The following is a 25,128-nucleotide window of genomic DNA, read 5'->3' as shown; positions in this document are numbered from 1 at the left end:
ATATTATAAATTAACTATAAACTTGGCTTTAGTTTTAGACTTTATTTCTTCAATAGTAACATCGTCAACTTGTCTAACTAATATTATTTCATCTTTATCAATATCAAAAATTCCAAGATCGGTAATTACTCTGTTAACTACTTTTTTACCTGTTAACGGAAAGCTGCATTCTTTTAATAATTTAGCACCGCCATCTTTTGCGTTATGTTCCGTTATAATAACTACTCTTTTGGTGTTAGCGACCAAATCCATAGCTCCTCCCATACCTTTAACCATTTTACCCGGAATAGTCTAGTTGGTAAGATCGCCTGTTTGTGAGACTTGCATAGTACCTAAAATAGTTAAATCGATATGCGAACCTCTAATCATCCCAAATGAAAAGCTACTGTCGAAATAGCTGCTTTCAGGAATAGCAGTAATAGTTTGCTTACCGGCGTTAATTAAATCAGGATCTTCCTCTCCTGCGTAAGGAAATGGTCCCATACCAAGCATACCGTTCTCGCTTTGAAATATTACATTCACTCCTTGAGGTATATAATTTGCTACATGCGTAGGCATACCTATAACAAGATTGACATATAATCCGTCTTTAAGTTCCTCTGCGGTTATTTGATAAATTTCTTCTTTGCTCCAAGGCATATCTTATTTTTCCCTGACAGTTAATTGCTCAATATGTTTCTCATATTTTTCACCTACTATTAATCGCTGTATGAAAATATTAGGTGTGTGAATATTGTTAGGGTCAAGCTCTCCCACCTCAACTATTTCCTATACTTCACAAACTGTAACTTTAGCGGCACCTGCCATGACTGCATTAAAATTTCGTGCAGTTTTATTGTAAATCACGTTGCCGCTTTTATCGGCTTTAAAGACTTTAATAATAGCAAGGTCAGCTTGAAGGGCAGTTTCCATTATATATTTTTGCCGTTAAACTCCTTTGTTTCTTTACCTTCCTCTACAATTGTGCCTGTCATTCCTGCGAAAGCAGAAATCCAGAAAAAAGCGCTATACACATCGAACTTTTAATTTTAAAAACTTACTGTGTATGCACCGTTTAATTACTGGATTCCCGCTTTTGCAAGAATGACATATTAGTAATAATTTGTATATTTTATTCTTCTTCTTTTATTATAAAGTATATATATTTGTATATAAGATAATTATGACTATATATGCTAACTATTTTAGAAAAATTCTTATTTTCTTCTGTAAAAACGTTCATCAATATACGTGAAGATACCGTATCTGCTCTTAAAAGGCTTGGTATTAACAATATTCGTGATTTATTATTTTATCTACCTGTTTCATATCAAAATAAAATATTATCGCCTAATTTAACTGAAGTTAGAGACGGTGACATAATCCAAACAGAAATTGTAGTTGATAGCATTAATTTACCAAAGAAAAGTAGTCAGCCTTTAAAAATTACAGCTAGCAATGATACTGGTTCTTTGTTATTAGTGTTTTTTCATAAACCCCCACCGTTTATTTTTAATAAGCTGCAAGTTGGTACTTCTCATATTATCAGCGGAAAGGTACAATTTTTTGATCATTACTTACAAATTTCACATCCTGAATTTATTGTAAATCCTAAACTCGCAAAAGAAATAGAGCCGATTTATTCCCTGACATATTTACTTAGTAACAAGCAGTTATATTCATATATCATAAAAGCAATAGAGATATTTGAAGAGAAGTGTAAGAGTATAGAAGATAAAGAAGTAAAAGATTATTTAGATATTATATTGCAAAATTTGCAAATGTTGCATGTTTTCGGTCGTTGCGAGGAGGCATGCATGCCGACGAAGCAATCCAGTAATGTAAAATTAATAAATTCTAGGTTGCCGCAGCCCCTAAAGGGGCTTCGCAATGATGATTTATATACTAACGCCAAAAAACAACTAGCAGCTAAGGAGCTTATCGCTAATCAAATATCTCTTTTAAATATACGTACGCAAATAAGTAGAAGACAAGGTAATATTTACCCTAAAGCTGTATCTATTCAAGCAAATATATTAAATGAGCTAGGATTTGAGTTAACTTCTTATCAAAAGCAAGTCATAGAAGAAATAGAGTGTGATCAAAGCGATAAAATAGAAATGATGAGATTGTTGCAAGGTGATGTTGGCTCCGGTAAAACTTTGGTAGCTCTGCTGACGATGGTAAATGTGGTAGTCACTGGATTTCAAGCAACGCTTATGGCTCCAACTGATTTGCTTGCCAATCAGCATTATGAGTTTTTTGTTAAAGCTTTAAAAAATACTAATATAAGAGTCGGATTACTTACAGGTAAGATAATAGGTGCAGCTCGTAAAAATATTATGATACAACTTGACAACGATGAGATCGATATATTAGTCGGCACTCATGCTTTATTTCAAGAAAAAGTAAGTTTTAAGAAACTAGGTTATATAGTTATTGATGAGCAGCATAGATTTGGGGTGCAACAGCGTTTGAATTTAATAAATAAAGGAGTAAATCCCGATGTGTTAGTTATGACTGCAACGCCGATTCCTCGAAGCCTTGCACTTACTATGTTTGGTGATATGACTATCTCAAAGCTAATGGGTAAGCCGAAAAGTCGTTTACCTATCGCTACAAATACCATGTCCGTTAATAAGATAGAGCATATTATAGTAGCGATAAATAAGAAGCTTATTGCAGGTGAGCGGGTATATTGGATTTGTCCATTGATAGAGCAGGGAGAGAAAGAAACCCCGGAAGAGGATAGTTTATTGATGGATCTGATGAATCGTTTTAACTCTATCGACAATATCTATCAAGGTTATACCGGTATTATTCACGGTAAGATGAAGAACGAGCAGAAAGACCAAATAATGAAGCAATTTAAGGAAGGTGAAATTAAGATATTAGTTGCAACAACCGTTATTGAAGTCGGAATAGACATACCTGAAGCCACTTTGATAATTATTGAAAATGCTGAGCAATTTGGTCTCGCTCAACTTCATCAGCTTAGAGGTAGAGTAGGGCGGGGTAGTTTGCAGTCATATTGTATATTGTTATACAATCCTAAAAGGCTTAGAAAAGTTGCACGAGGTAGGCTTGAGATAATGAAACAAACTAATGATGGATTTTATATAGCTGAGCAGGATTTAAAACTTCGAGGTAGCGGTGAGATTTTAGGAGTAAAACAAAGCGGCGAAATCGAATTTTTCTTCGCCGATTTAGCGGATGATTATGACCTACTTCTTAAAGCGCATAAATTTGCGAAAATAGGCTCAAAAGGTAATGTAAATTTTGTTAACTTTCAGATAAAGCTCTTTGCTAAATCTCAAGTAAGCGAGTTGGTTTAGTTTGAATATGTTATTTCCGCTTGGCATTGGCGTTGTTGTGTGGTTCGATTTTTACCGTCATTGCGAGAAGAATTACGCAATAATTCGACGAAGCAATCTCGTGCCAAAGTTCTGAGATTGCCGTGCTCCTTTTAGTCGCTCGCAATGACGAAAAACCGCACCGTGCAAGCAAGCTTTTTTATAAAATGAAAATCTAGAATACTATAAGTTAAAGCTAATCCTGTGTGATTTCAGCAAGTCTAGTAAACAGAGCGTCAATCATATCCCAGCCTTTTTTTTGAATAGTGAGTAAAGAAGAATCATTAATGTTTATTTGTTTTAATAAATCTATTCCTATTTGTTCATGTTCAGGATCAAGATGCATATGTGTTTTGAAATGTTTTGCTGCTTTATGATTAAAAAATATTGATCCTAGTTTTTCATAAAATATAGTAGCACAAGACTCTATTACTAAATGGACAAGGACGGCTCGTTCACTATCTCCAAGAGTCATCATTTTTAGCGTAAACCAAGAACCTAAGGCCTCAAAAATAGAATCTGTAGTTTCTTCATTATTTTCTAGATTTTGGAATAATTCTATATTATGTCCAAATTCATTGGTAAGATGCTTCCATGCAAGTTGTTGAAATTCTTTTGTTTCAGAAAACACTACTCTTGCTAATACCATTTTTTGAAATTCGTCTGACCAAATCCGAAAATGTTTAAGAAATTTATTTTTTCGTAGTGTACTATCTAACTTAATTTTAAATAGTTTGTTTTTTTTAAATTGCTCTTTATATTGTTCATTATACAAAATTAAATGATCTATTATATTCATATATTTAATTATCAATTTATTTAAATATATTAATATTAACTAAATTACGCTGTCACTCATTATTAATGTTTATTTACCAATTTTTAAAACCATATGTGTATTTATAGATGAATATGAATTGTAAGATCATAATTTGTATGCAGTAAATATATAAAACATTGCGACTTATCCATTTTAGATTTATAGCTATTTTTTGTGAATAATCGCTTAGGATCATTAATATATAGGTAATTGTTAAGAAAGTGAGGTTTAAAATTAAGTCAGTATTTGAAAAATTAAACTCATTAAAGGAAATCGCAAGAGTAAAAAGAGTTGAATGCACGAAAGAAGCAAAAATTGCTATAAAACAGCAAAGTTTTAGGTTTGCCTGCTCATGTTTTGAAATAAATCCAAGTATCATTATAGCAATTACAAGAGTCCCGTAATCAATCAAAGCCCAGCTAATATACCACAATAGTACCATTATAATTGCATGACAATAACCGCTATAGAAAAAGCGAGTTAAAGAATTACGAAAATAATAAATATACCATTGCCCTAAATAGATAGAGATTAGAATATTTGTAGTAAGCAACTGTTTAAATAGTACAGTGGTATATATTTGTAATAAAACACCGAATATTATTATATGGGTTTTTGGTTTATCATGAAAATTATAACCGGCAAAAAAGCAAAATACTGGCATAGCTGTACGACCTATGATCCGCATAATCGTTAATTCAGGATATAGATATAAACCTACATGATCAATGATCATGGCTATAATAGCTAAGGCTTTTAGCCAATCCTGATAATTTGATTGGTGCTTATTTCTTGTTATTATCATAATTAACCGCTTTTAATAAATATGCCGTGCCGAAAAATGCTCCCATTCCAACTGTAATTGTACTACCTAGCATACAGACTTTAATCAGTAAATATTCCGAATAAAAATATTCTAAATAATAATGCTTCATTAAAGCAATTATAATAGACATTAATGTACAGCATAACAAAATTTTACCGCAGAAAAGTTTTATACCGGCTTCTATATGAAGCTTATTTTGTTTTGTAGTATAGCTATATAATAAACCTAGATTATACCAAGCTGCAATAGATGTACCGACTGCAATACCGATATGTTTCAAAGAATCCATTAATAATAGGTTCATGCCGGTATTAATTATTATTGAAAATAAGGTTATTTTGAGCGGTGTTTTAGTATCTCCGTTAGCATAAAAAATAGGAGTTAAAATTTTTGCCAAAATAAAAGCAGGCAGCCCAAGTGCAAACGCAGAAATAGCCTCAGCTGTATTTGTAGTATCTTGGCTCGTGAATACTCCTCTTTCATAAATTATATTAATAATCGGATGAGATAGAATTATAATACCGAATGTAGCAGGCAACGATAATAATAATCCCATTCTAATAGCATTATTCTGTATTTTTTTTGCAGTTACTATATCATTTGATTTATAGATTTTTGACAGCTCAGGTAGCAATATAGTAGAGAAGCTAGTACCTATTATTGATAGAGGAAATTGATATATCCGGTCGGCATAAGATAATACAGAAATAGCACCTTCAATAAAGCTAGCAATAGATTGGGATATGAAAAGGTTTAATTGCTGTGCGCCGGAGCTAATGGTTGCCGGTCCCATGTTAATCAAAAGCTTTTTTACATCGGGATCGCTTGGGTTAAAAATTATCGGAAAGTTTAAATCCGCTCTTTTCACACAGACAAACATAAAAGAAACTTGTAATATTCCGGCGATTATTAAAGATAAGCTAATTGAGATAGTAGATTCTATATAATGATCAAATGTTAAAGTAAAAATTATTACGCATATACTTAAAATAACCGGTGAAAAAGCAAATGCAGCGAATTTTTTTACAGAGTTTAATATTCCGCCAAGTAGAGCCGTTAATGAAACAAATATTAAATAAGGTATTGTAATTCGGCATAAAAATACCGTAAGCTCAAACTTTTCTTTTTTACCGTGAAATCCAGGAGCAATAAACAACATTAATTGTGGCATGAAGATTTGCATTAATGCTATTATTACTATTAATGTCAGAAGTAAAAGGGTAAAAACCTCACCTGAAAAATTATTAGCAGCTTTCTTAGAAATAAGCATTTTTTCACTATAAATAGGAATGAATACGCTTGATAATGCTCCTTCTGCAAAAATTCTTCTAAATAGATTCGGTAGTTTAAAAGCAATATTAATGCTATCACCCATAGGCGTAGAGCCGAATAATGATGCGATAAACTGTTCACGCACTAAGCCAAATATCCGAGAAATCAATGTGGAAAAAGCTACTACGACTCCTGAACGAAATAATCGACTTCTTGCATAACTTGCTTCTAAAGGTAATTTGTGCATCAATCCGGTACTCGCATCCTCACGTACTAAAGTGTACGCTGCGGCTCTGTGTTCCGTGTTTCCTTCAAATTCCTCTTTATTAACTACGTTATGCAAGAAGTCGGTCACTGTTTGTTTTTTATCTTATTTTTCTGATGTCATTCCCGCGGAGGCGGGAATCCAGTAAAACCTATAAAAACAAGTTTTTATAGGTTTATTTTGTTAATTAATGTGCAATTGTTGAGATCGGGATTAAGGCTACTTTTTCTGGATTCCTGCCTCCGCGGGAATGACATCAAGCACCATGCAAGCAACGTCATGAATTCTTATCCCTAGCTGACTCTATCTATTCCTTCATTGATTAAAGTGTCTGCTTTTGATTTATTTTCCCATCCAGTAACTTTAACCCATTTACCTTTTTCTAAATCTTTATAATGCTCAAAGAAATGCACGATACGTTTCTTGAGCATGTCACATAAATCATCTAGCTCTTTAATATGATCGAAAGTAATATCGAGCTTAGAAGTCGGTACTGCGATTATTTTCTCATCAAGCCCTGATTCGTCTTCCATCATCAATACGCCGACTGCTCGGCATTTTATAACCGACCCAGGCACCACCGGATGATGAGCTACGACAAGTACGTCTACCGGATCACCGTCATTTGAAAGAGTATGAGGAATAAAACCGTAATTGCATGGATAGCTCATGGTAGTTTGCATGAAGCGATCAACAAAAATTGCTCCTGATTCTTTGTCAAATTCGTATTTGATTGGACCGCTATTCATCGGAATTTCGATAATTACGTTTATTTCGTAATTATTTGCTTTTGCTTTGATTTTATCTATAAACATGTTTTTATTTATTTGGTTGGTTTAGTTATTTTTTATCATTGCGAGGAGAATTACAACGTAATTCGACGAAGCAATCTCAGGCCTATTTTACTAGATTGCCACGTCGCTTCGCTCCTCGCAATGACATTGTTATTTCGGAGGTCTGTAATTCTCATCATGCTTTGCAAGTAATTGTCTTGCTATAAATTTCCCGTTCGATAATTGCCCGATGGCAATAATTCCTTGTCCTTTACGAAATAGAGCCGGAAGAGCTCCTTGATATAATATCTCTAAATCCTTAATGTTATCGGTAATAACAAAACTTATCTTATCATCAGTAATTTTATTTATTGAGTCTGTTTTAACAAGCCCACCGACTCTTAACTCTTTGCCTTGTTCTATTTCATTAATTTTTGACGGCGGCAAAAAAAATATTATATTTTTCTCTAAATTGTAAAGTATTATACTAATTCCTAAACATGCTGAGCAGAAACAAATAATTATTGTTATTAATCTATTTCTTATTCTCTTTTGCATTAAAGTTCTGTTTATTTTTCAATGACTTGTAATTTAAAAAACTTACAATTAACAATATCGCTAAGGTTAAAAAGGTAAATAAATACGCTACCGATATATAATTATTCATTTCTTAAAAATTCCATAATTTCCTTAGGTGAAGAATCTAAATAGAAATGTTTCAAATATTTTCCGTTTGCATCGATTAAATATGTAAAAGATGAATGATCAAGCATATAATTCGGGTCGTCATCATCACCATGCACACGAGCATAGAAAACCTTGAATTTATCAGTTACATCTTTTATTTGCTGCTCGTTACCGGTAAGACCTATAAATTTCGGATGAAAATGTTTTAGATATTCTTTAAGTGCTATAGGAGTATCGCGTTTTGGGTCAATAGTGATAAAAACAGGTAGAATATCTATTTTATGTTTATTTAAAATTTCTACAATTTCCGTCATTTTATTTAGAGAGGTTGGGCATATATCAGGACAACTAGTAAATCCAAAGTAAATGAGGCTTAAGTTGCCTTTCAACTTATCACTATTAAATATCTCTCCATTTTGGTCTATTAGTTCAAAATCACCGCCGATTTTTACGTTATCTTCATAGATATTGACTTGACCGGCAAGCGGTTTTTCAGGCGTTCTTAAAGATAACAACAAATATAATGCTCCTACTCCTATTAATAAGCTAATTACGATAATTATTTTTATAACATTTGACTGTATTTTCATAAGATATTATCCATTTTTGCGTTGTCATCCTAGCTGGTCTTGCTGCATGACATAAGAAGACCATACAACAAAGTCTACTCTTTTACACAAGTCCTAATTTTTTAGGTTTAAAATATTTTACCCAAATATCTATTAACAATTTAGTAATGATAATCGCCGAAAACATTGAAGATATAATCCCGATCGTTAATGCAACGGCAAAACCTTTTATTGCACCTACTCCAAATATATAAAGTAAAAAAGCAACGATTAAAGTAGTTAAGTTAGCATCAAGGATAGTGGTAAACGCAGATTCAAAACCGGTTCTAATAGCATAAAGATTAGAAATTCCTTTATGCAGTTCCTCTTTAATTCTTTCGTAAATCAATACATTAGCATCAACAGCCATACCCATAGTGAGTATTATTCCTGCAATTCCCGGCAGAGTTAAAGTAGCTTGGAAAAGTGAAAGTAAAGCTAAAATATATAACAATGCAAGGCTTAAGGCTATATTGGCAAATAAACCAAGCACACCGTAAGACCAAACCATAAATATACACACTGCTATAAATCCTATAAGTCCTGCCTTTTTGCCTGACTCTATAGAATCAGCACCCAAATTTGGACCTATACTTCTCTCTTCAATAATTTTAAGTGGGGCAGGAAGCGCACCGGCTCGCAATAATAGTGCAAGCTCATTTGCCGACTCAATGGTAAAATTTCCTGTTATTATACCGCTTCCGCCCATAATCGCTCCGTTTATCGTTGGAGCACTTAGTAATTTATTGTCTAAAACTATAGCAAGGCGTTTACCGGTATTATTTTTGGTTATTTTACCAAATATTTTACTACCTAAATTGTTGAAAGAAAAAGCAACTACCGCTTGCGAATTTTGGTCAAAAGAAGCTGAAGCGGTTGTAAGCTGATCCCCACCCAAAACAACTTTTTTCTTTATAACGACATAATACTCCCCATGATTTTCGCTATCTCCCTTAACTAGCATTGAACCTACTGGAACATGTCCTTTTACCGCTTCTTCGATATTGGCATTTTCATCAACTAAATGAAAAGTTAGCTTTGCAGTTTTCCCTAATATATTCTTCAGGTAAGAGGGATTTTCTTCACCGGGAACTTGTAGTAATATATGCTTATCGCCTTGTTTCTGTAGGGTCGGCTCTTTAGTGCCGGTACTATCAACTCTCATGCGAACGATCTCAATAGATTGGTCTACTACCTTATTAAGTAATTCATTTAATCTAGATTCGCTGTAGCTAAGCTTTATTTTATTTTCGTTTACTTCAGTGATAATTTCTGGATCGATTTTATTAATTATTTTCTTTAACGTCTTTAATTTCTCAGACGATCTTACTTCTAATTGAATGCTATTTTGTCTAACTAACAGATTTTTATAACCGATTTTATCCTCACGAAAATTTTTGCGTAAAGTGTCTGCAAGATTTTCCATTGAATCATTTAAGTAGGTGTCAAAATCAACATCGAGTAATAAATGGGCTCCTCCCCTAAGGTCAAGTCCTAGATTTACTGAATCATGAGGCAGAAACTTAGAGTTTACCTGCATGAAATTAGGTAAGGCACAAACAACCGCAAAAACCGTACATATAATTGAAAGAAAAATTTTCCACTTAGGAAGATTTTGCACCGCTTACCTTCTTATCTTTTTTGTTGTTTTCTTTTTTTACTACTACTTCTTTTGTACGACTAGTTATATCGATAATAGCACTTTTTAAAGCTTTAATACGTACGTCTTTAGCTATTTCGATTTCAATATTATTGTCATTTTCACTTACTTTAGTCACAATACCGTAAATGCCGCTATTTGTTAGAACTTCTTCGCCTTTTTTAACTTCACTTACTAATTTCTCTCTTTCTTTGCGTCGTGTTTCTTGTGGACGTAATAATAAGAAGTAAAATACAGCAAAAATTAAAACCATCGGTATTAAGCTTGTTAACCCTGATTGTAAAGAATTTGTTTCTACAGGCACTACCTCAGTTTCCTGCATTTCTATAGTGTCGTTATTATTTGCCTGATTATCTTGCGTATTTGCTGACATATGTAATTTCCTAATTGTTGCAATAGTCTTCCTGTATAACCTCTTTCTAAAAGTAATTTGTATACCGCAGATACTTCAAGATTTGGTACATCAAATTTGGGGCTTTGCCTTTGCTCACGTAGTTTTCTACGCTCCGCAGGCTCACCACTTATTTGGCTTCCAACTTTTGAAGTATCTGCGGTATACATCAATCCGGTACTCCCATCTCACGTACCTTTTTGTACGCTGCGGTGCTGTGTGCCGTGTTTCCTTAAAATTTCTCTTTATAAGATAGGTTATGCACTAAGTCTAATAAAATAAAAATAGCTACCTAATAGCTTTAATGCAAGGGTAAAATAATAATATAAAATATATTTAAATGTATTTTATACTAATAAAAATTATCACAAGACTGATAAATAGCTATTTTTATGACAGTTATAACTACTAGAATTTCTAATGAACTAGATATTATACTTTCTAATATTGCTAAGGAAATCGATAGACCAAAAGGATATATTATACGTAAAGCAATAGATAAGTTATATAGAAGAAAAAGCAGATTTATTAATTGCTTTGTCTCGTATAGAAAAAGGAGAAGAAGTAATTTCATTAGAAGATATTAAGAAAAAATATGGTTTAGAAGATTGAATTTATGATAAACTTACTGATGTCATTTGCAAAAGGGCGTTGTTGCTTAGCTCGAAAAACATGCTCTATGTTATTCCCACGTAGGCGGGAATCCAGTAAAACAGATAAAAAACTTATTTTTTTATCTGTTTGTTTTATCAAATATGTAACTTCTATATCAATATTGAAGCTATTTATTCTGGATTCCCGCCTACGCTGGAATAACATAAAACGGAAAAAATCACTGGAGCGGGTGAAGGGATTCGAACCCTCGACTTCGACCTTGGCAAGGTAGCGCTCTACCCCTGAGCTACACCCGCTTAAATAAAATAATGGCGTTTTAATGTAAAAAGTTTAAGGGGATCAAAATTAATTACATATAAAACGCTCTAGTGCTTTTTAATCTAAGCGAACCTAAATATAAGTAATTATAAGATAAATTGCAAGTATTAAATTAGAAATTTATTGGCATTGCTAAATAAAGATAGATTCTGTTGCAAATTTATTGTTCAAAGAGTCAAATATTAATAATAATCAGAATATACAAAGAGATAATAATATATCTTATGAGAATAATATTAATAATATTATACCGACTTTGAAAATCAGGATACAAGTTGTGGTATATGTAAATGTCTTAAAGCTATAGCTACTGTTTGCTGCAATGTGTATGTATTTTTATTTGAATAAACACCAGATTTTACACTAAAAAAATATGAGCAAGGCTTAAGAAAGTTAGGAAACCTAGAGCATCGGTTATGGTTGTTAGAAATACACCGGAGCCTGTAGCGGGATCTATATCAAAATAATGCAGTATTATAGGAATAGCAGAGCCGAATAATCCGGCTACTAAAAAATTTAAAATAACTGCAATAGCAAAAATAACGCTAAGATTTAAGTCAAGCAACATCACAAAGCTAAGTCCTGCTCCGATAATTGCAAGTACAAAACCATTAAAAGCCGATACGGCTATTTCTTTTAATATAACTTTATTGACATTATTATAATGAATATCTTTATTAGCAAGGGCTCTAACCGTAACGGTCATGGCTTGTGTTCCGGCATTTCCGCCCATTGAAGCTACAATAGGCATAGTGGCTGCAAGCGTTACAAGTTTTGCAATAGTATCGTTAAAATGGTTAATGATAAGTGAAGTCATGCAGGCAGTGATTAGATTAACAAAGAGCCAAGGAAAACGATGTTTAACGGTATAAAATACATTGAAGAAAGTATCTTGAGTGTGTACCCCACTTAATGATAATATATCTTTTCCAGCTTGTTCTTCGATAATATAAATTATATTATCGATTGATACGCTACCTACTAACTTACCGCTTTTATTTACTACCGGTACAATAGTTAAAGCATATTGTCTAAAAATGAAGCTTAGTTCATTTAAGTCGGTAAAAGCATCTGCAAGCTTAAAATCTTTGCTCATCAAATCTTTTATCAATTCATTTTTTTTGCCTTTAATTAGCGTGCTAAGAGAAATAATACCGATAGGGCGTAATTTATTATCCGTAACGATTGCCGCATAAAAGTCATTCTTTACGTTCTTGATAAAATTTAATGATTCCTCGACCGTCCATCCTTCTTGAAGATTAATAAAATCTCGCTCAATTACCCTACCTACCGTATTTTCAGGATATGTACAACCTACGGTAATTTGGTGTTTTTTTTCTTTAGTGAGGTTACTTAGGATAAGGTCTTTTATATCATCGTCTAGATCGATTACTACTTCAATAGCATCTTCTATAACTAGCTTATTGATTAATTCTGCAGATTTTTTTATGCCTAAAGTTTCTATTATTAAAGGTTTACTATAAGCATTTAATGATACTAAAGTTTCAGGCTTAATTTTATCCTGTAATAAAGGAATAATTATTTTATATGTTTTATTGTTAAGATTATCTAAGAAATCTGCTAAATCGGCATAATGAAGTTTGGTCAGCCTGCTTGCAGCAGCATCATAATTGTGATCTTCGATCAGATCGTTAATTTGATCAAAAATTTCAGCAAATTGATCGTGATGATCTGGTAAGATGCTTTTAAATACATTAAAATTAGGCATAGCCTATTGACCTAATAGTTTATTATAGACTTATTATAATTATTTAAATCTGGTTAGCTAGGCTTGGCACAGAATTGTGTACAATTTGCTAATCAATATAAATCACAGAGTACAAATAAGCAATAGTTTTTATTTCAACTCCTTTTCATTTATCAGGAGTATACAATTAGCACAAACATTTGCTAACAAGAAGAACTTAGGAGTAAATATAAAATCTGAAGTGTCGAAACAGACAAAAATTTGACTTTGTGAAAAACCGGCGAATGGTGCGGTCGAGAAGACTTGAACTTCCAATCTTTTTACAGAACAGCACCCTCAATGCTGCGCGTCTACCAATTTCGCCACGACCGCTTAAGTTTTACTCTATAGCAGATTATGAGTAAAATATCAATAGAGTTCTTTTGATGTCATTTCCGCCTTTCTATGTCATTCCCGCTTCCGCGGGAATGACATAGGCTAGCCATGCGACAACACCTTTAGTTGTTCGCAATGACGGCAAAGCTATTCAAGATAAATCAACAACAAAACTAGGTGTAATCGATTGCTTAACAGCAGCTTTCATTAAACTATCTAGTTTTTCATCAATATTATCAAAATCGATGTGATATTCTCTAGAATTTCCGGTTAACACTAGGGCAGAGTCTATACCAAGGCGATTTGCTGCAAGTATATCGGTGTAAACAGTGTCCCCAATCATTAACATGCGATTCTTAGGGGTATTATGACATTCTTTTAAAATTTTGCTATATATTTCTTCATATGGCTTACCGCTATAAATTACTTTTCCGCCAAGCTGCTTTATTTTTTCGGCATAATAGCCGCTACAATATCTATAAATACCGTGCTGATTTATTCCAAGGTCAGGATTAGCACAAATATTGACCATTTTACGTTGTACAACAATTTTAAATAATTCATCGAATTCGTTTAAATCTAAATTTTTGTTTTCGTCTCTGTAAATAGTCATTAAGAAAATATTAGCTTTGTTAATATTATCAGTGATAGGACATTGAATTTTGTTTATTATATCATTTTCTAAATGTCCTAAATGATATATTACTGGTTTTTCTATACCGAACCGTTCTTTACTTTCTAGTATCATTTCTATTGCTATTTCGCCTGAGCTAATGATCATTTCCGGTTCTGCATTTAATCCCCAAGATTTAATTGTTTGATGCAGTGAAAAAATATTTCGTGGAGCATTAGTGACAAAATATACTTTTTTTCGTTCGATAATCTTATTGATATTTTGTACGACGCCCGGATAGGTACGCCCCCCTTCAATTATTACCCCCCAAAGATCGAATAAAAACACGTCATAATCATTAATTACGTCGAAAATATTTTTTAACTTTAATATATTCATTGTTATCTCACTAATTTGGTATTGACTAGAATCAATTGATATCATCATTGCGAGCAGCCATAGGCTGCATGGCAATCCCGCAAATATCCTAAGATTGCGGACGTACAATTACTTTGTAATTTTCTTGCAATGACGTAAATTTTTTAAATTATCAATCTTTATTTTGTTATCTCGCTAATTTTAAATCACGAAACTTTACTATTTTAATAAGTTACGTTATAGTCATTTTTATTGTTTCTAGCAACAAGTAATAGAGCCAAATATATAATATGTCGGAAATTGAAGAAAAATTTAACGAATCATCATACAGTGCTGATTCCATAAAGGTTTTAAAAGGTCTTGAAGCCGTAAGAAAAAGACCGGGAATGTATATCGGGGATGTTGGGGACGGGTCGGGTCTACATCATATGATTTATGAAGTAGTCGACAACGCTATCGACGAGTCGCTTGCCGGTTATTGCGATCTAGTACGAGTAACATTAAATAAAAACGGTTCAGTAACCGTATCCGATAACGGGCGAGGTATACCCGTTGAAATTCATGAAGAAGAAGGAATATCGGCAGCTGAAGTTATTATGACGCAACTTCACGCCGGCGGTAAGTTTGACCAGAACGCTTATAAGGTTGCAGGCGGTCTACACGGTGTCGGTGTATCGGTTGTAAATGCTCTCTCTGAATGGCTTGAGCTGCGTATTTGGCGTAATAATAAGGAATATTTGATTAGATTTAATAACGGTATAACGGAAGCTCCGCTTGCGGTTGTCAAAGAAAATATTGATAAAAAAGGTACGGAAGTTACTTTTTTTCCGTCTGTAGAAACGTTTACTAGTATAGAATTTGATTTCGGCACTATAGAGCATCGTCTTCGTGAGCTTGCTTTTTTAAATTCAGGCGTAAAGATTTTACTCGTCGATAATCGCTTTGAAGAAGTTAAAAAAGTAGAGTTTTATTATACGGGCGGTATAGAAGCTTATGTAAAATATATAGACAGAGCGAAGCACGCTATCCATCCATGTATAGTAGTTAATACGGAGAATGCTGAGTCCGGTATGAGCTTTGAGCTTGCGATGCATTGGAACGATTCTTATCATGAAAATATTTTATGCTTTACTAATAATATTAGGCAGCGTGATGGCGGAACTCATCTTAGTGCTTTCAAATCAGCGATAACACGTGTTATTACCTCGTATCTTGATACTACGGGTCTTAATAAAAAAGCTAAAAATGACTTTAGCGGTGAAGATACTAGGGAAGGGCTATGTTGTGTGCTTTCCGTTAAAGTTCCTGATCCTAAATTTTCTTCTCAAACAAAAGATAAGCTAGTAAGTTCCGAAGTACGACCGGTTGTTGAGAATGCCGTTTATACAAAGGTTCTTGAATGGTTTGAAGAGCATCCAGCAGAAGCTAAGGCAATTATAGCTAAGATTATGGAAGCTGCGAATGCTCGTGAAGCTGCTAGAAAAGCAAGGGAACTGACTCGAAGAAAATCAGCTTTAGAAGTCTCGAATTTACCAGGTAAACTTGCAGATTGCCATGCAAAAGATCCTGCTATTTCAGAATTGTTTATTGTTGAGGGGGACTCTGCGGGCGGTACTGCAAAGCAGGGTAGGGATAGCAAAATTCAGGCTATATTGCCTTTGCGTGGTAAAATTTTGAACGTTGAACGTGCAAGATTTGATAAAATGCTCGGTTCGGACCAAATCGGTACGTTAATCACAGCTCTTGGAATTAGTGTTGAACAAGAATTTTCCTTAGAAAAGCTTAGATACCATAAAGTTATTATTATGACCGATGCTGATGTTGACGGCTCGCACATTAGAACTTTATTACTCACGTTTTTCTATCGTCATATGCCTGAGCTAATAAATAAAGGCTATCTATATATAGCTCAACCACCGCTTTATAAAGTAAAGAAAGGAGCAGCCGAGCTTTATTTAAAGAATGAGCAAGCGCTGCAATATTATTTGATCAAATCAACTATTAATGATGCAACCTTAATTCTAGACGGTAAAGAGCAGTTAGTGGGTGATAATTTAGAAGAGCTAATTAATAAAGTAGTTAAGTTTAACGGCTTGCTTGACCATGCTAGCAAAAAATTTAATAGCTCAATTACCGAAATTCTTGCGATTAATGACTTACTTAATAACAAAGTATTTGAGCCTGAAAGTGGTTTAAGACTTAAAAAAGCTTTAGATGTTTTAGATAGCTTAGAAGATTCGCCTGATAAGACTAATTGGGAAGTTTTAAAACATGAAAATAAAATAGAGTTCTTCCGCTTTAGTAGGGGTTTAAAAGAAAGTAAAATATTATTGAAAGAGCAGTTAGAATCATTTGAGTTTGTACAAATATCAAAGTTTGCTTTAACGATTTTTGATATATTTAGTAAGCAATTAAAGCTTATAGTGAAAAGTCAGGAATTCGATATTTTAACACCGAGTCAGTTGTTAAATACCATTATAGAATGCGGGAAAAGAGGTATAAATATTCAGCGTTTTAAGGGTCTTGGTGAGATGAATTCCGACCAGCTATGGGAAACTACTCTTGACCCTACAAAAAGAACTTTGCTTCAGGTAAGAGTTGCAGAAATTGATGAAGCAGAAGGCATTTTCTCTACTTTAATGGGTGACGTTGTTGAACCTCGCAGGTTATTTATCCAAGCAAATGCGTTGAATGTCGTGAATTTGGATGTGTAGTATAATCGGTGTCATACCGTGGCTTGACCACAGTATCCAGAAAATAACTAAAAATATTAATAATATTAGTATTTTTAACTGGATCACGCGATCAAGTCGCGGGATGACAATTTAATCAGTTTCTCCTCGCAATGATGTTACAATTTTATCAAAATAATTTATGCACAAATTAATTATTCACGGTGGTAAACCTCTTAAAGGTAGTATTAATATTAGCGGTGCTAAAAATGCCGTGCTACCTATTATGGCAGCGTCTATTCTTACCGATAAACTGCATATTACTAATGTTCCAAAGTTAACAGATGTTAGTACTATGAAAGATTTGCTCCGAAGTCACGGGGCAGATATTGAAATAATAGAACATCAAAATAAATTTGAGCTTATAATTAATACCGAAAATATAAATAACTTTACTGCAGATTATGAAATAGTCCGTAAAATGAGAGCATCGATTTGGGTGCTTGGTCCTTTGCTTACCAAATACGGTAAAGCAAAAGTATCGCTTCCGGGGGGGTGTGCTATTGGAGCAAGGCAAGTAGATTTGCATATTGCTGTATTAAAAGCTATGGAAGCTACGATTGAAATAGAAGACGGTTATATTAACGCTTCAAGTAAAGGACGCTTAAAAGGTACTCATTTTGTTTTTGATAAAGTTTCCGTAGGTGCTACGATTAATGCAATACTTGCAGCTGTTTTAGCAGAGGGGAAAACTGTGCTTTTTAATTGTGGTCGAGAACCGGAAATAGTTGATTTATGTAATTGTCTTATCACAATGGGAGCCGATATTTCAGGTATCGGCACTAGCGAAATAACAATTAAAGGCAAGGATTCTTTAAATAAAGCGAGCTATAAAGTACTTTCTGATCGTATTGAAGCCGGTACTTATATGTTTGCGGCAGCTATTACTAAAGGTGATGTAAAAATTTGTGGGATTGATTACCATATTGTAGAAAATATAGCTTTAAAACTTATCGAAACGGGTATAAAAGTCGTGCCGATCAATAACGGAGTTCAAGTAACTTATGAAGGGAAGTTAAATTCAGTTGATTTAGAAACTAATCCCTATCCTGGCTTTGCTACTGATTTGCAAGCACAATTTATGAGCCTTATGACGCTTAGTAGCGGTGTTTCAATGATCACCGAGAATATTTTTGAAAATCGTTTCATGCATGTACCTGAATTATGTAGAATGGGAGCAGATATAGTAGTACGAGGTAATAAGGCGGTTGTTCGAGGTGTAGAAATGTTAAAAGGCGCAGAAGTTATGGCAAGTGATCTTAGAGCTTCGGTATCGCTAATACTCGCCGGTCTTAGTACTAATAGCAAAACCGTATTACACCGAATATATCATTTAGATCGTGGCTTCCAAGATTTAGAAAAAAAATTAAGTAATTGTGGTGCAGATATAAAAAGGGTATAATATACTCGATCAACTTCAAAAATTGGCTACGTCGTTCTACAAGAGCTGCGGTACTCACGTATTAAGTATACGCTGCGTTCCTTGCCTTGTGAACCCCTTGCTCTTTTTGAAGTTGATCTTCGTATACTCGTTTCCTATTTATTTGTAGTATACTATTTTTAACGGAGAAAAATTATGGCAAGAATTACAGCAGAAGATTGTAGTAAAATTATACCGGATAGGTTTCGGCTTGTTGTCCTAGCAACAAGATATGCTAAATTATTAAATTATAAAGTAGAAACTAATCAAATCAAAAAAGAAAAGCGTGATAAGCCTCCTGTTATCTCATTACGTAGAATTGCTGCCGGAAAAGTATCGGTAGCTCAGTTAGAACAAGATTTAATAAATAGTCTGCGTACAAAAACTATGATAGAGCCGCTTGTTAATCAAGATGAATCAGAAGATGTAGAAGAAAAATTTGAGTATTTACCTGAAGTTTATATCGGGGAAGATTATTCTGATTTAGATGATCAAATCTTTATTGATGAGAATGGCGAAGATTATGAAACCGATAAGTAAATGCTTATCGGTGTTGGTACTGATATAGTACAAATTCCTAGAATCGAAAAAATATTACATTTATATCCGGAACTTTTTGCTAAAAAAATTTTAACTTCAAAGGAATTAAAACAGTTTGCTTTGTTGGGGAAAATAAACCATGCTGCTTTTTTAGCCAAGCGTTTTGCTGCTAAAGAGGCCGTTAGTAAAGCCTTTGGAGTCGGTATAGGTCAAGGTATAAATTTTAAAGATATTACTATACTAAATAATGATTTAGGTAAGCCTATAGTAGAAGTTAGCTCAAACTATACAAACAAACTCTCTCCTTTTAATATTTACCTTTCTCTTGCTGATGATTACCCTGTATGCGTAGCATTTGCTGTGATTGAGAGTAGTTATAATGTTATTCTTGGGTAGAGGTGTTACTGTGTGAACCCTATGTCATTTCCGCGGAGGCATTGTTGCGTGGATACCCAAACCGTTATTGCGAGGAGCGAAGCGACGTGACAATCTCATGCAGTAATAACAAACTCCTGAGATTGCTTCGTCAAAACTTACACTTTCCCTCGTAATGACGACTTGGTATGCGGGGAATGCCTGTTCTCGCAATGACAAAATATAAATTACGATCCGGCTTTACTGTCTGCTTTAGGTAACATGATTTTTAAATCAGCTTTAGCTTCTAAATCAGAAATATATTTCTTTAGTACTTCTGCAGCTAATATATTATCAATAGTTACTTTTGCTTCTTCTTTTGTTGGAATAGGCACAGGTTTTTTCTCAAGCACTTTGATAATATGCCAACCGAAATCGGTTTTTACAGGAGTTGAAACTTCATTTACTTTTAAAGCAAAAGCTTTCTTTTCAAATTCCGGTACTAACTGCCCAGGTTGATTTAGTAGAATATAACCGATAATGCCGCCGTTTGAAGCTGAAGCTTTATCAAGAGATAACTCTTCTGCAAGCTTAGTAAAGTTTCCGCCTTTGCTTAATTTGGTTTTTATATCATTAGCTTCTTTTTGAGATTTAACTAAAATATGAGCAACTTTTATTTGTTCTTTACCTTTAAGATTACCGACATATTTATTATATTCGTCATCAAACATCTTATCTGTAATGTTAGATTTTATGTAGTTTGCTAGTAATTCTTGTTGAGCTAATTGATTTTTTGCATTTTCAAGTTTTTCTTGGAATTCTTTAGAAGAAGTAATATTTGACTTAGCAACTTCCTCTTTTAACAAAAGATTATTAACATAAATTTTTATTAATTTTTCCTGATCTTGTGGTGGAAAATCATCAAAATTTTTGATTGTTTCGCCTGATTGAAGATTAAGCTGAGGCTTAAATTCTTTCATAATTTGCGATTCTTTTACTTCGCCGCCTTTATAGGTAGCAACTACCTTGTCTTTATCAGCAAAAGCAATACCGGAAAGCATGCTAACTGATAAAAATATAACAGATAATTTTTTCATTTATGACTCATAATTGTGTTGAATATAAGCTTAAATTTTATAAAAATAATATATAACCGTCAACAGCTATTTGAGAATATTTTATTTATTAATAATATTTACAAATATTTGTAGTAAAAAAATGCCTTTCAATAAAAAATTATTCATTTAAGTAAAATTATAATATTTGATAATTTTATAAAATATACCTATATTTGAGTACTGAAATACTAAAAATATCATAAGGACTTTAATGTTTTCTATTTTAAAAAAACTTTTCGGTACTGCAAATGATCGTACTGTAAAAAAACTATTTTCCGAAATTACAAAAATTAACTCGCTTGAACCTGCTATACAAAAATTATCAGATGAGGGGGTGAAGAATAAAACTGTGGAGTTTAAAGAAAAGCTTAAAAACGGAGCTACTTTAGACGATATAGTATATGAGGCGTTTGCGGTAGTTAGGGAAGCAGCTAGAAGAGTTTGCGGTATGCGTCATTTTGACGTTCAGCTTATAGGCGGCCTGATATTACATCGAGGCATGATTACCGAAATGCGTACCGGTGAGGGTAAGACCTTAGTTGCAACGCTTCCTGCTTACTTAAATGCTTTAACCGGAAAAGGTGTACATGTTGTAACCGTAAATGATTATCTAGCAAGCCGTGATTCTGCTTCCATGGGTAAAATTTACAATTTTTTAGGTTTATCGGTTGGATGTATTGTTGGCGGTATGCCTGATGAGGTAAAACGAGCCGCCTATAACGCCGATATTACTCATGTAACAAATAATGAACTCGGTTTCGATTATTTAAGGGATAATATGAAATATAGCTTGCAGGAGCGGGTACTTCGTCCTTTTAATTTTGCTATCATCGATGAGGTTGATTCGATTTTGATAGATGAAGCAAGAACTCCGCTCGTTATCTCGGGTCCGGTTAATGATAATTCAGAATTATACGGTAAAATTGATAAAATAGTACGTCTGCTTAATGCAAGTGATTTTGAAAAAGACGAAAAATTAAAAACTATCAATTTAACGGAAACCGGCATTACACATATAGAATCGCTTTTAAGTAAAGAAAATATTATAAAACCGGATACCGGTTTATATGATTTTGAGAATTTAAATTTAGTACATTATGTTAACCAAGCCTTAAGAGCTCATAATATGTTTACTGTTAATGTAGATTATTTGGTGCGTGAAGGTAAAGTAATGATTATTGATGAGTTTACCGGTCGTGTAATGGAAGGGCGTAGATATTCGGAAGGATTACATCAAGCATTAGAAGCAAAAGAAAATGTGAAAATTCAAAATGAGAACCAAACTTTAGCATCTATTACTTTCCAAAATTATTTTCGTAATTATCCTAAATTATCGGGTATGACCGGTACGGCTATGACCGAAGCACCGGAACTGAAAGATATATATAATCTCGATGTGGTCGCAGTCCCAACCCATAATAAAGTTACAAGGCTTGACCTTGATGACGAGATTTACGGCAGTAAAAAAGAAAAATATGATGCTATCTTAAAGCTAATTAAGGATTGTTATGATCGTGGACAGCCTATACTTGTCGGTACGATAAGCATAGAAAAGTCAGAAGAACTTTCAAGCGTTTTAAATAAAGAAAAAATCCCTCATAAAGTATTAAACGCCAAATTTCATGAGCAGGAAGCTTTTATTATTGCTCAAGCAGGTAGGTTTAAGGCAGTAACGATTGCAACTAATATGGCAGGGCGCGGTACTGATATTATGCTTGGCGGTAATCCTGAAATGTTAATAGAACAGCTGGATAAAGAACATAATTATGAAGCTAAAATAGCTGAAATAAAAGCTCAAATTGCCGAAGAAAAGAAGCAGGTTATTGAAGCAGGCGGCTTATTTGTGATAGGTACGGAAAGGCATGAAAGCCGTAGGATAGATAATCAGCTAAGAGGAAGATCAGGTAGACAAGGTGATCCTGGTAAAACTAAGTTTTTCCTATCGCTTGATGACGATTTAATGCGTATTTTTGCATCAGATCGTATATCAGGAGTCCTTAGAACACTTGGATTGAAAGACGGAGAAGCTATCCACCATCCGATGATTAGTCGTTCACTTGAGAAAGCGCAGCAAAAAGTGGAAGGACATAACTACGAAATGCGTAAAAATTTATTACGTTTTGATGATGTAATGAATGACCAACGTAAGATAATATACGAGCAACGTACTGAAATTATTAAATCTAAAGATAGTTACGGTTTCTTAAATAGTACTACTGAGGAACTCGCCAAAAAGATAGTATTAACTTTCATGCCGGTAGGCTCTTATAGAGAAGATTGGGATATAGAGAATTTAAGCGTAGAATTACATCGTGTTTTTTCTATAAAATTTGATCATAATGTAGTAAGTAAAAATGATGTAACGGAAGAAGAAATCACGAAGACCGTTATACAAATGGCTCATGGTATATATAAGTCAAAAGAAGAAGCCTATAGTAGTGAGTTAATGCATAATGCCGTGAAATATATTTTACTAACTACCCTTGATCAAGTTTGGAAAGATCATTTATATAGCTTAGATCATTTAAGACAAGGCATATCTCTTCGAGCTTATGCCCAAAAAGACCCTCTTAGTGAGTATAAAAGAGAAGCATTTAACTTATTCGAGCAGATGCTAAATAATTTAAAAGAATTATTTATTCAAACCGTATACCATTTCCATATTGACTTAAAACATGTTCAAAAAGAAGATGTTTCGCTTGAGTATAAAAAACTTCAGAAAAATATGCGTGAGAGTCGGGAAGATCCGGCATTTAGTAAATATAACGCAGGAAGTAGCCTTGAGACTGACCTTAAACCAGTCGTATCACGCATTGACCCAAAAGATAGAAACCCTGACGATCCTACTAGTTGGGGTAGGGTATCTCGTAATGAGCTATGTCCGTGCGGTTCAGGCAAGAAATATAAATATTGTCATGGTGCAAATGAATAGATAAAAACCACTTTACCTCAGCGTTCTCTAAAAATCCAAGCTAGTCTTAATTTTATAGTGCAGCAAATCTAGATATTGCACAAGATAAAATCGCTATGATTATCTTGTATGGCTCTTTTGCAAGAGGTGATTGGGTGCGTGATCTACCTAACGGTTACCATAGCGATACCGATATTTTGATAATTCTGAAGAAAGGTAAATATAAAGGATATACTGCTTTAAGATTAAAAGGTACAATATATACCAAATTAAAAAAGACAGGAGTAATAAAGCCTCAAATTATCCCATATGACTCACGAATATCAATAATTCCTGAATCAATAGATGAAGTAAACTGGCAGTTAGAAAAAGGACGTTATTTTTATACGGATATAAAAAAAGAAGGCATTCTTTTATATGATAGCAAGGAATTTACACTTAGCGAAGCTAAAGATTTTCCTTGGAGCGAGATGAAAGAAATTGCTAAAGATTACTATGAAGAATGGTTTAGAAGTGGATGCGGGTTTTTGATTGATTGCAAATATCCATTTGAAAGAGGCGAATTAAACAAAAGTGCTTTTTATCTTCATCAAGCTACGGAGAGTTTTTACAGTAGCATCTTGTTAGTTTTTTCCAATTACAAACCTAAATTGCATGATATAGAACAATTAGGGAGTATGGCAGAAAATTATAATAGTGAGCTATTGCAAGTATTTTATAGCAACCCCTGAGCAAAAAGAATGTTTTGAGTTACTTCAAAAAGCTTATGTTGACGCAAGATATGATAAAAACTATAAAATTATAAAAGAACAGCTGCTTTATTTAATCGATAGAGTAGAAAAGTTGAAAGAAATCACCGAAAGAATCTACACGGCAAGAATTAATCAGTAGGAGTTTTCAGTATTGTCTGCATGACTTCCTAATCGTCATTGCGAGGAAATTGCATAGCAATTGACGAAGCAATCTCAGGAGTTTGTTATTATTTCATAAGATTGCCACGCAGCCTACGGCTGGCTGCTCGCAATGACGATTTGGGTATCCAAGCAAGCCTTTTGCAGGAATGACAATGAGATCTTTATCATCTTTAAGAAATACAAAGTATAAATAAGTAGAATATGATAAAAGAACTATTAAATGGTAATTTAACTCTGTTGCTAAAGTCAAATAGAGTAGTGCAAGATATAGAACATTATGTAAAACAATGTAGCTTTGAAAATGTTTTAAAAGAGTCTATTTTTCTTGATAAAGTGGGCGTAGTAAGGAGTTTAAATGAATTACGTGCAGTATCTACTACTACTGAACTACTTCCGGCATCTACAAATAATGCACTAAAAGTTGCTAAATGGTTGGTTGAAGAAAAAAAAGCAAATGTTAATATGTGTAGTGATATTTTGAAGGATACTCCTTGAAAT

General features: G+C 33.6%; 21 protein-coding genes, 2 tRNA genes and 4 pseudogenes. 11 read left to right on the top strand and 16 right to left on the bottom strand.

Annotation, left to right across the window (positions count from 1 at the left end; all coding sequences use genetic code 11):
- Positions 1-3: 3 nt before the first annotated feature.
- Positions 4-639 (bottom strand): annotated as a pseudogene (locus tag AB4K15_RS06025) (3-oxoacid CoA-transferase subunit B).
- Between the two features lie 3 nt (positions 640-642).
- Positions 643-995 (bottom strand): annotated as a pseudogene (locus AB4K15_RS06020) (CoA-transferase); the annotation flags it as partial.
- Positions 996-1,172: 177 nt separating this feature from the next.
- Here AB4K15_RS06020 and AB4K15_RS06015 point away from each other — a divergent pair.
- A complete protein-coding gene (locus tag AB4K15_RS06015) occupies positions 1,173-3,314 on the top strand; it encodes an ATP-dependent DNA helicase RecG (RefSeq protein WP_032073352.1) in 2,142 nt (713 codons plus the stop codon).
- A 214-nt stretch (positions 3,315-3,528) separates the two neighbouring features.
- Here the strand turns inward: AB4K15_RS06015 and AB4K15_RS06010 are convergent, their stop codons facing one another.
- From AB4K15_RS06010 to AB4K15_RS05970, 9 genes are all read right to left on the bottom strand, one after another.
- Positions 3,529-4,131, bottom strand: coding sequence for a hypothetical protein (locus AB4K15_RS06010; protein WP_500225011.1), 603 nt, complete (start codon positions 4,129-4,131; stop codon positions 3,529-3,531).
- Positions 4,132-4,204: 73 nt separating this feature from the next.
- A complete protein-coding gene (locus AB4K15_RS06005; RefSeq protein ID WP_032073353.1) occupies positions 4,205-4,957 on the bottom strand; it encodes a TraX family protein in 753 nt (250 codons plus the stop codon).
- On the bottom strand, positions 4,938-6,497 hold the full coding sequence (murJ, locus tag AB4K15_RS06000; protein WP_500225045.1) for a murein biosynthesis integral membrane protein MurJ: 1,560 nt from the start codon (positions 6,495-6,497) through the stop codon (positions 4,938-4,940). Before murJ ends, AB4K15_RS06005 begins: the two co-directional genes overlap by 20 nt.
- Before the next feature lie 311 nt (positions 6,498-6,808).
- Positions 6,809-7,330, bottom strand: a complete 522-nt coding sequence (gene ppa, locus AB4K15_RS05995; protein ID WP_014273640.1) for an inorganic diphosphatase — start codon at positions 7,328-7,330, stop codon at positions 6,809-6,811.
- A gap of 129 nt (positions 7,331-7,459) precedes the next feature.
- On the bottom strand, positions 7,460-7,846 hold the full coding sequence (ccmE, locus tag AB4K15_RS05990; protein WP_032073355.1) for a cytochrome c maturation protein CcmE: 387 nt from the start codon (positions 7,844-7,846) through the stop codon (positions 7,460-7,462).
- Between the two features lie 101 nt (positions 7,847-7,947).
- The gene (locus tag AB4K15_RS05985) at positions 7,948-8,565 is read right to left on the bottom strand and encodes an SCO family protein (protein ID WP_012736692.1); all 618 of its coding nucleotides are present in this window, start codon (positions 8,563-8,565) and stop codon (positions 7,948-7,950) included.
- 82 nt (positions 8,566-8,647) lie between these two features.
- Positions 8,648-10,204 carry a protein translocase subunit SecD gene (gene secD / locus AB4K15_RS05980; protein ID WP_032073356.1) on the bottom strand — a complete coding sequence of 519 codons (1,557 nt, stop codon included), beginning with the start codon at positions 10,202-10,204 and terminating at the stop codon, positions 8,648-8,650.
- The gene (gene yajC / locus AB4K15_RS05975) at positions 10,188-10,616 is read right to left on the bottom strand and encodes a preprotein translocase subunit YajC (protein WP_032073357.1); all 429 of its coding nucleotides are present in this window, start codon (positions 10,614-10,616) and stop codon (positions 10,188-10,190) included. The genes secD and yajC overlap by 17 nt, the downstream gene beginning before the upstream one ends.
- Positions 10,568-10,807, bottom strand: coding sequence for a palindromic element RPE5 domain-containing protein (locus tag AB4K15_RS05970; protein ID WP_032073358.1), 240 nt, complete (start codon positions 10,805-10,807; stop codon positions 10,568-10,570). Before AB4K15_RS05970 ends, yajC begins: the two co-directional genes overlap by 49 nt.
- A 207-nt stretch (positions 10,808-11,014) precedes the next feature.
- Here AB4K15_RS05970 and AB4K15_RS05965 point away from each other — a divergent pair.
- Positions 11,015-11,246 (top strand): annotated as a pseudogene (locus tag AB4K15_RS05965) (antitoxin of toxin-antitoxin stability system).
- Positions 11,247-11,470: 224 nt separating this feature from the next.
- On the opposite strand, the gene AB4K15_RS05960 reads toward AB4K15_RS05965, so the two are convergent.
- Positions 11,471-11,545, bottom strand: a tRNA-Gly gene (locus AB4K15_RS05960).
- A 170-nt stretch (positions 11,546-11,715) separates the two neighbouring features.
- Between AB4K15_RS05960 and AB4K15_RS05955 the strand changes: the two are divergent.
- Positions 11,716-11,915, top strand: a pseudogene (locus tag AB4K15_RS05955) (hypothetical protein); the annotation flags it as partial.
- 10 nt (positions 11,916-11,925) lie between these two features.
- On the opposite strand, the gene mgtE reads toward AB4K15_RS05955, so the two are convergent.
- From mgtE to AB4K15_RS05940, 3 genes are all read right to left on the bottom strand, one after another.
- Entirely contained in the window at positions 11,926-13,296 is a 1,371-nt protein-coding gene (gene mgtE / locus AB4K15_RS05950; protein WP_032073359.1) for a magnesium transporter, read from the bottom strand.
- A 264-nt stretch (positions 13,297-13,560) separates the two neighbouring features.
- Positions 13,561-13,647, bottom strand: a tRNA-Leu gene (locus tag AB4K15_RS05945).
- Positions 13,648-13,801: 154 nt separating this feature from the next.
- Entirely contained in the window at positions 13,802-14,662 is an 861-nt protein-coding gene (locus tag AB4K15_RS05940; RefSeq protein ID WP_032073426.1) for a TIGR01459 family HAD-type hydrolase, read from the bottom strand.
- 269 nt (positions 14,663-14,931) lie between these two features.
- Between AB4K15_RS05940 and gyrB the strand changes: the two genes are divergently transcribed.
- The 4 genes from gyrB to acpS all read left to right on the top strand — a co-directional run bounded on the left by gyrB (position 14,932) and on the right by acpS (position 19,729).
- Positions 14,932-17,355: a DNA topoisomerase (ATP-hydrolyzing) subunit B gene (gene gyrB, locus AB4K15_RS05935; RefSeq protein WP_032073360.1), complete on the top strand. Its 2,424-nt coding sequence runs from the start codon at positions 14,932-14,934 to the stop codon at positions 17,353-17,355.
- 160 nt (positions 17,356-17,515) lie between these two features.
- Positions 17,516-18,775 carry a UDP-N-acetylglucosamine 1-carboxyvinyltransferase gene (gene murA, locus AB4K15_RS05930; RefSeq protein WP_032073361.1) on the top strand — a complete coding sequence of 420 codons (1,260 nt, stop codon included), beginning with the start codon at positions 17,516-17,518 and terminating at the stop codon, positions 18,773-18,775.
- Between the two features lie 174 nt (positions 18,776-18,949).
- On the top strand, positions 18,950-19,333 hold the full coding sequence (rpoZ, locus tag AB4K15_RS05925) for a DNA-directed RNA polymerase subunit omega (protein WP_032073362.1): 384 nt from the start codon (positions 18,950-18,952) through the stop codon (positions 19,331-19,333).
- Positions 19,334-19,729 carry a holo-ACP synthase gene (gene acpS / locus AB4K15_RS05920; protein WP_032073363.1) on the top strand — a complete coding sequence of 132 codons (396 nt, stop codon included), beginning with the start codon at positions 19,334-19,336 and terminating at the stop codon, positions 19,727-19,729.
- 206 nt (positions 19,730-19,935) lie between these two features.
- Here acpS and AB4K15_RS05915 read toward each other — a convergent pair whose 3' ends face one another.
- Positions 19,936-20,784: a peptidylprolyl isomerase gene (locus tag AB4K15_RS05915; protein ID WP_032073364.1), complete on the bottom strand. Its 849-nt coding sequence runs from the start codon at positions 20,782-20,784 to the stop codon at positions 19,936-19,938.
- Positions 20,785-21,016: 232 nt separating this feature from the next.
- Here AB4K15_RS05915 and secA point away from each other — a divergent pair, with 232 nt between their 5' ends.
- The 4 genes from secA (at position 21,017) to AB4K15_RS05895 (ending at position 25,125) form a co-directional block, all read left to right on the top strand.
- Positions 21,017-23,737 (top strand): preprotein translocase subunit SecA, encoded by a 2,721-nt coding sequence (gene secA / locus AB4K15_RS05910; protein WP_500225003.1) that lies wholly within the window; start codon positions 21,017-21,019, stop codon positions 23,735-23,737.
- 95 nt (positions 23,738-23,832) lie between these two features.
- A complete protein-coding gene (locus AB4K15_RS05905; protein ID WP_500225002.1) occupies positions 23,833-24,447 on the top strand; it encodes a nucleotidyltransferase in 615 nt (204 codons plus the stop codon).
- Positions 24,413-24,607: a nucleotidyltransferase gene (locus AB4K15_RS05900; RefSeq protein ID WP_084698694.1), complete on the top strand. Its 195-nt coding sequence runs from the start codon at positions 24,413-24,415 to the stop codon at positions 24,605-24,607. Before AB4K15_RS05905 ends, AB4K15_RS05900 begins: the two co-directional genes overlap by 35 nt.
- A 224-nt stretch (positions 24,608-24,831) precedes the next feature.
- Entirely contained in the window at positions 24,832-25,125 is a 294-nt protein-coding gene (locus tag AB4K15_RS05895; protein WP_500225000.1) for a hypothetical protein, read from the top strand.
- Positions 25,126-25,128: the final 3 nt, after the last annotated feature.

Origin of the sequence: Rickettsia aeschlimannii (assembly GCF_047973405.1) — a bacterium.
Classification (GTDB): Bacteria; Pseudomonadota; Alphaproteobacteria; order Rickettsiales; family Rickettsiaceae; genus Rickettsia; species Rickettsia rickettsii.
Note: the sequence above shows the minus strand (reverse complement) of the source record. Positions and strands in the feature narration are given on the sequence as shown.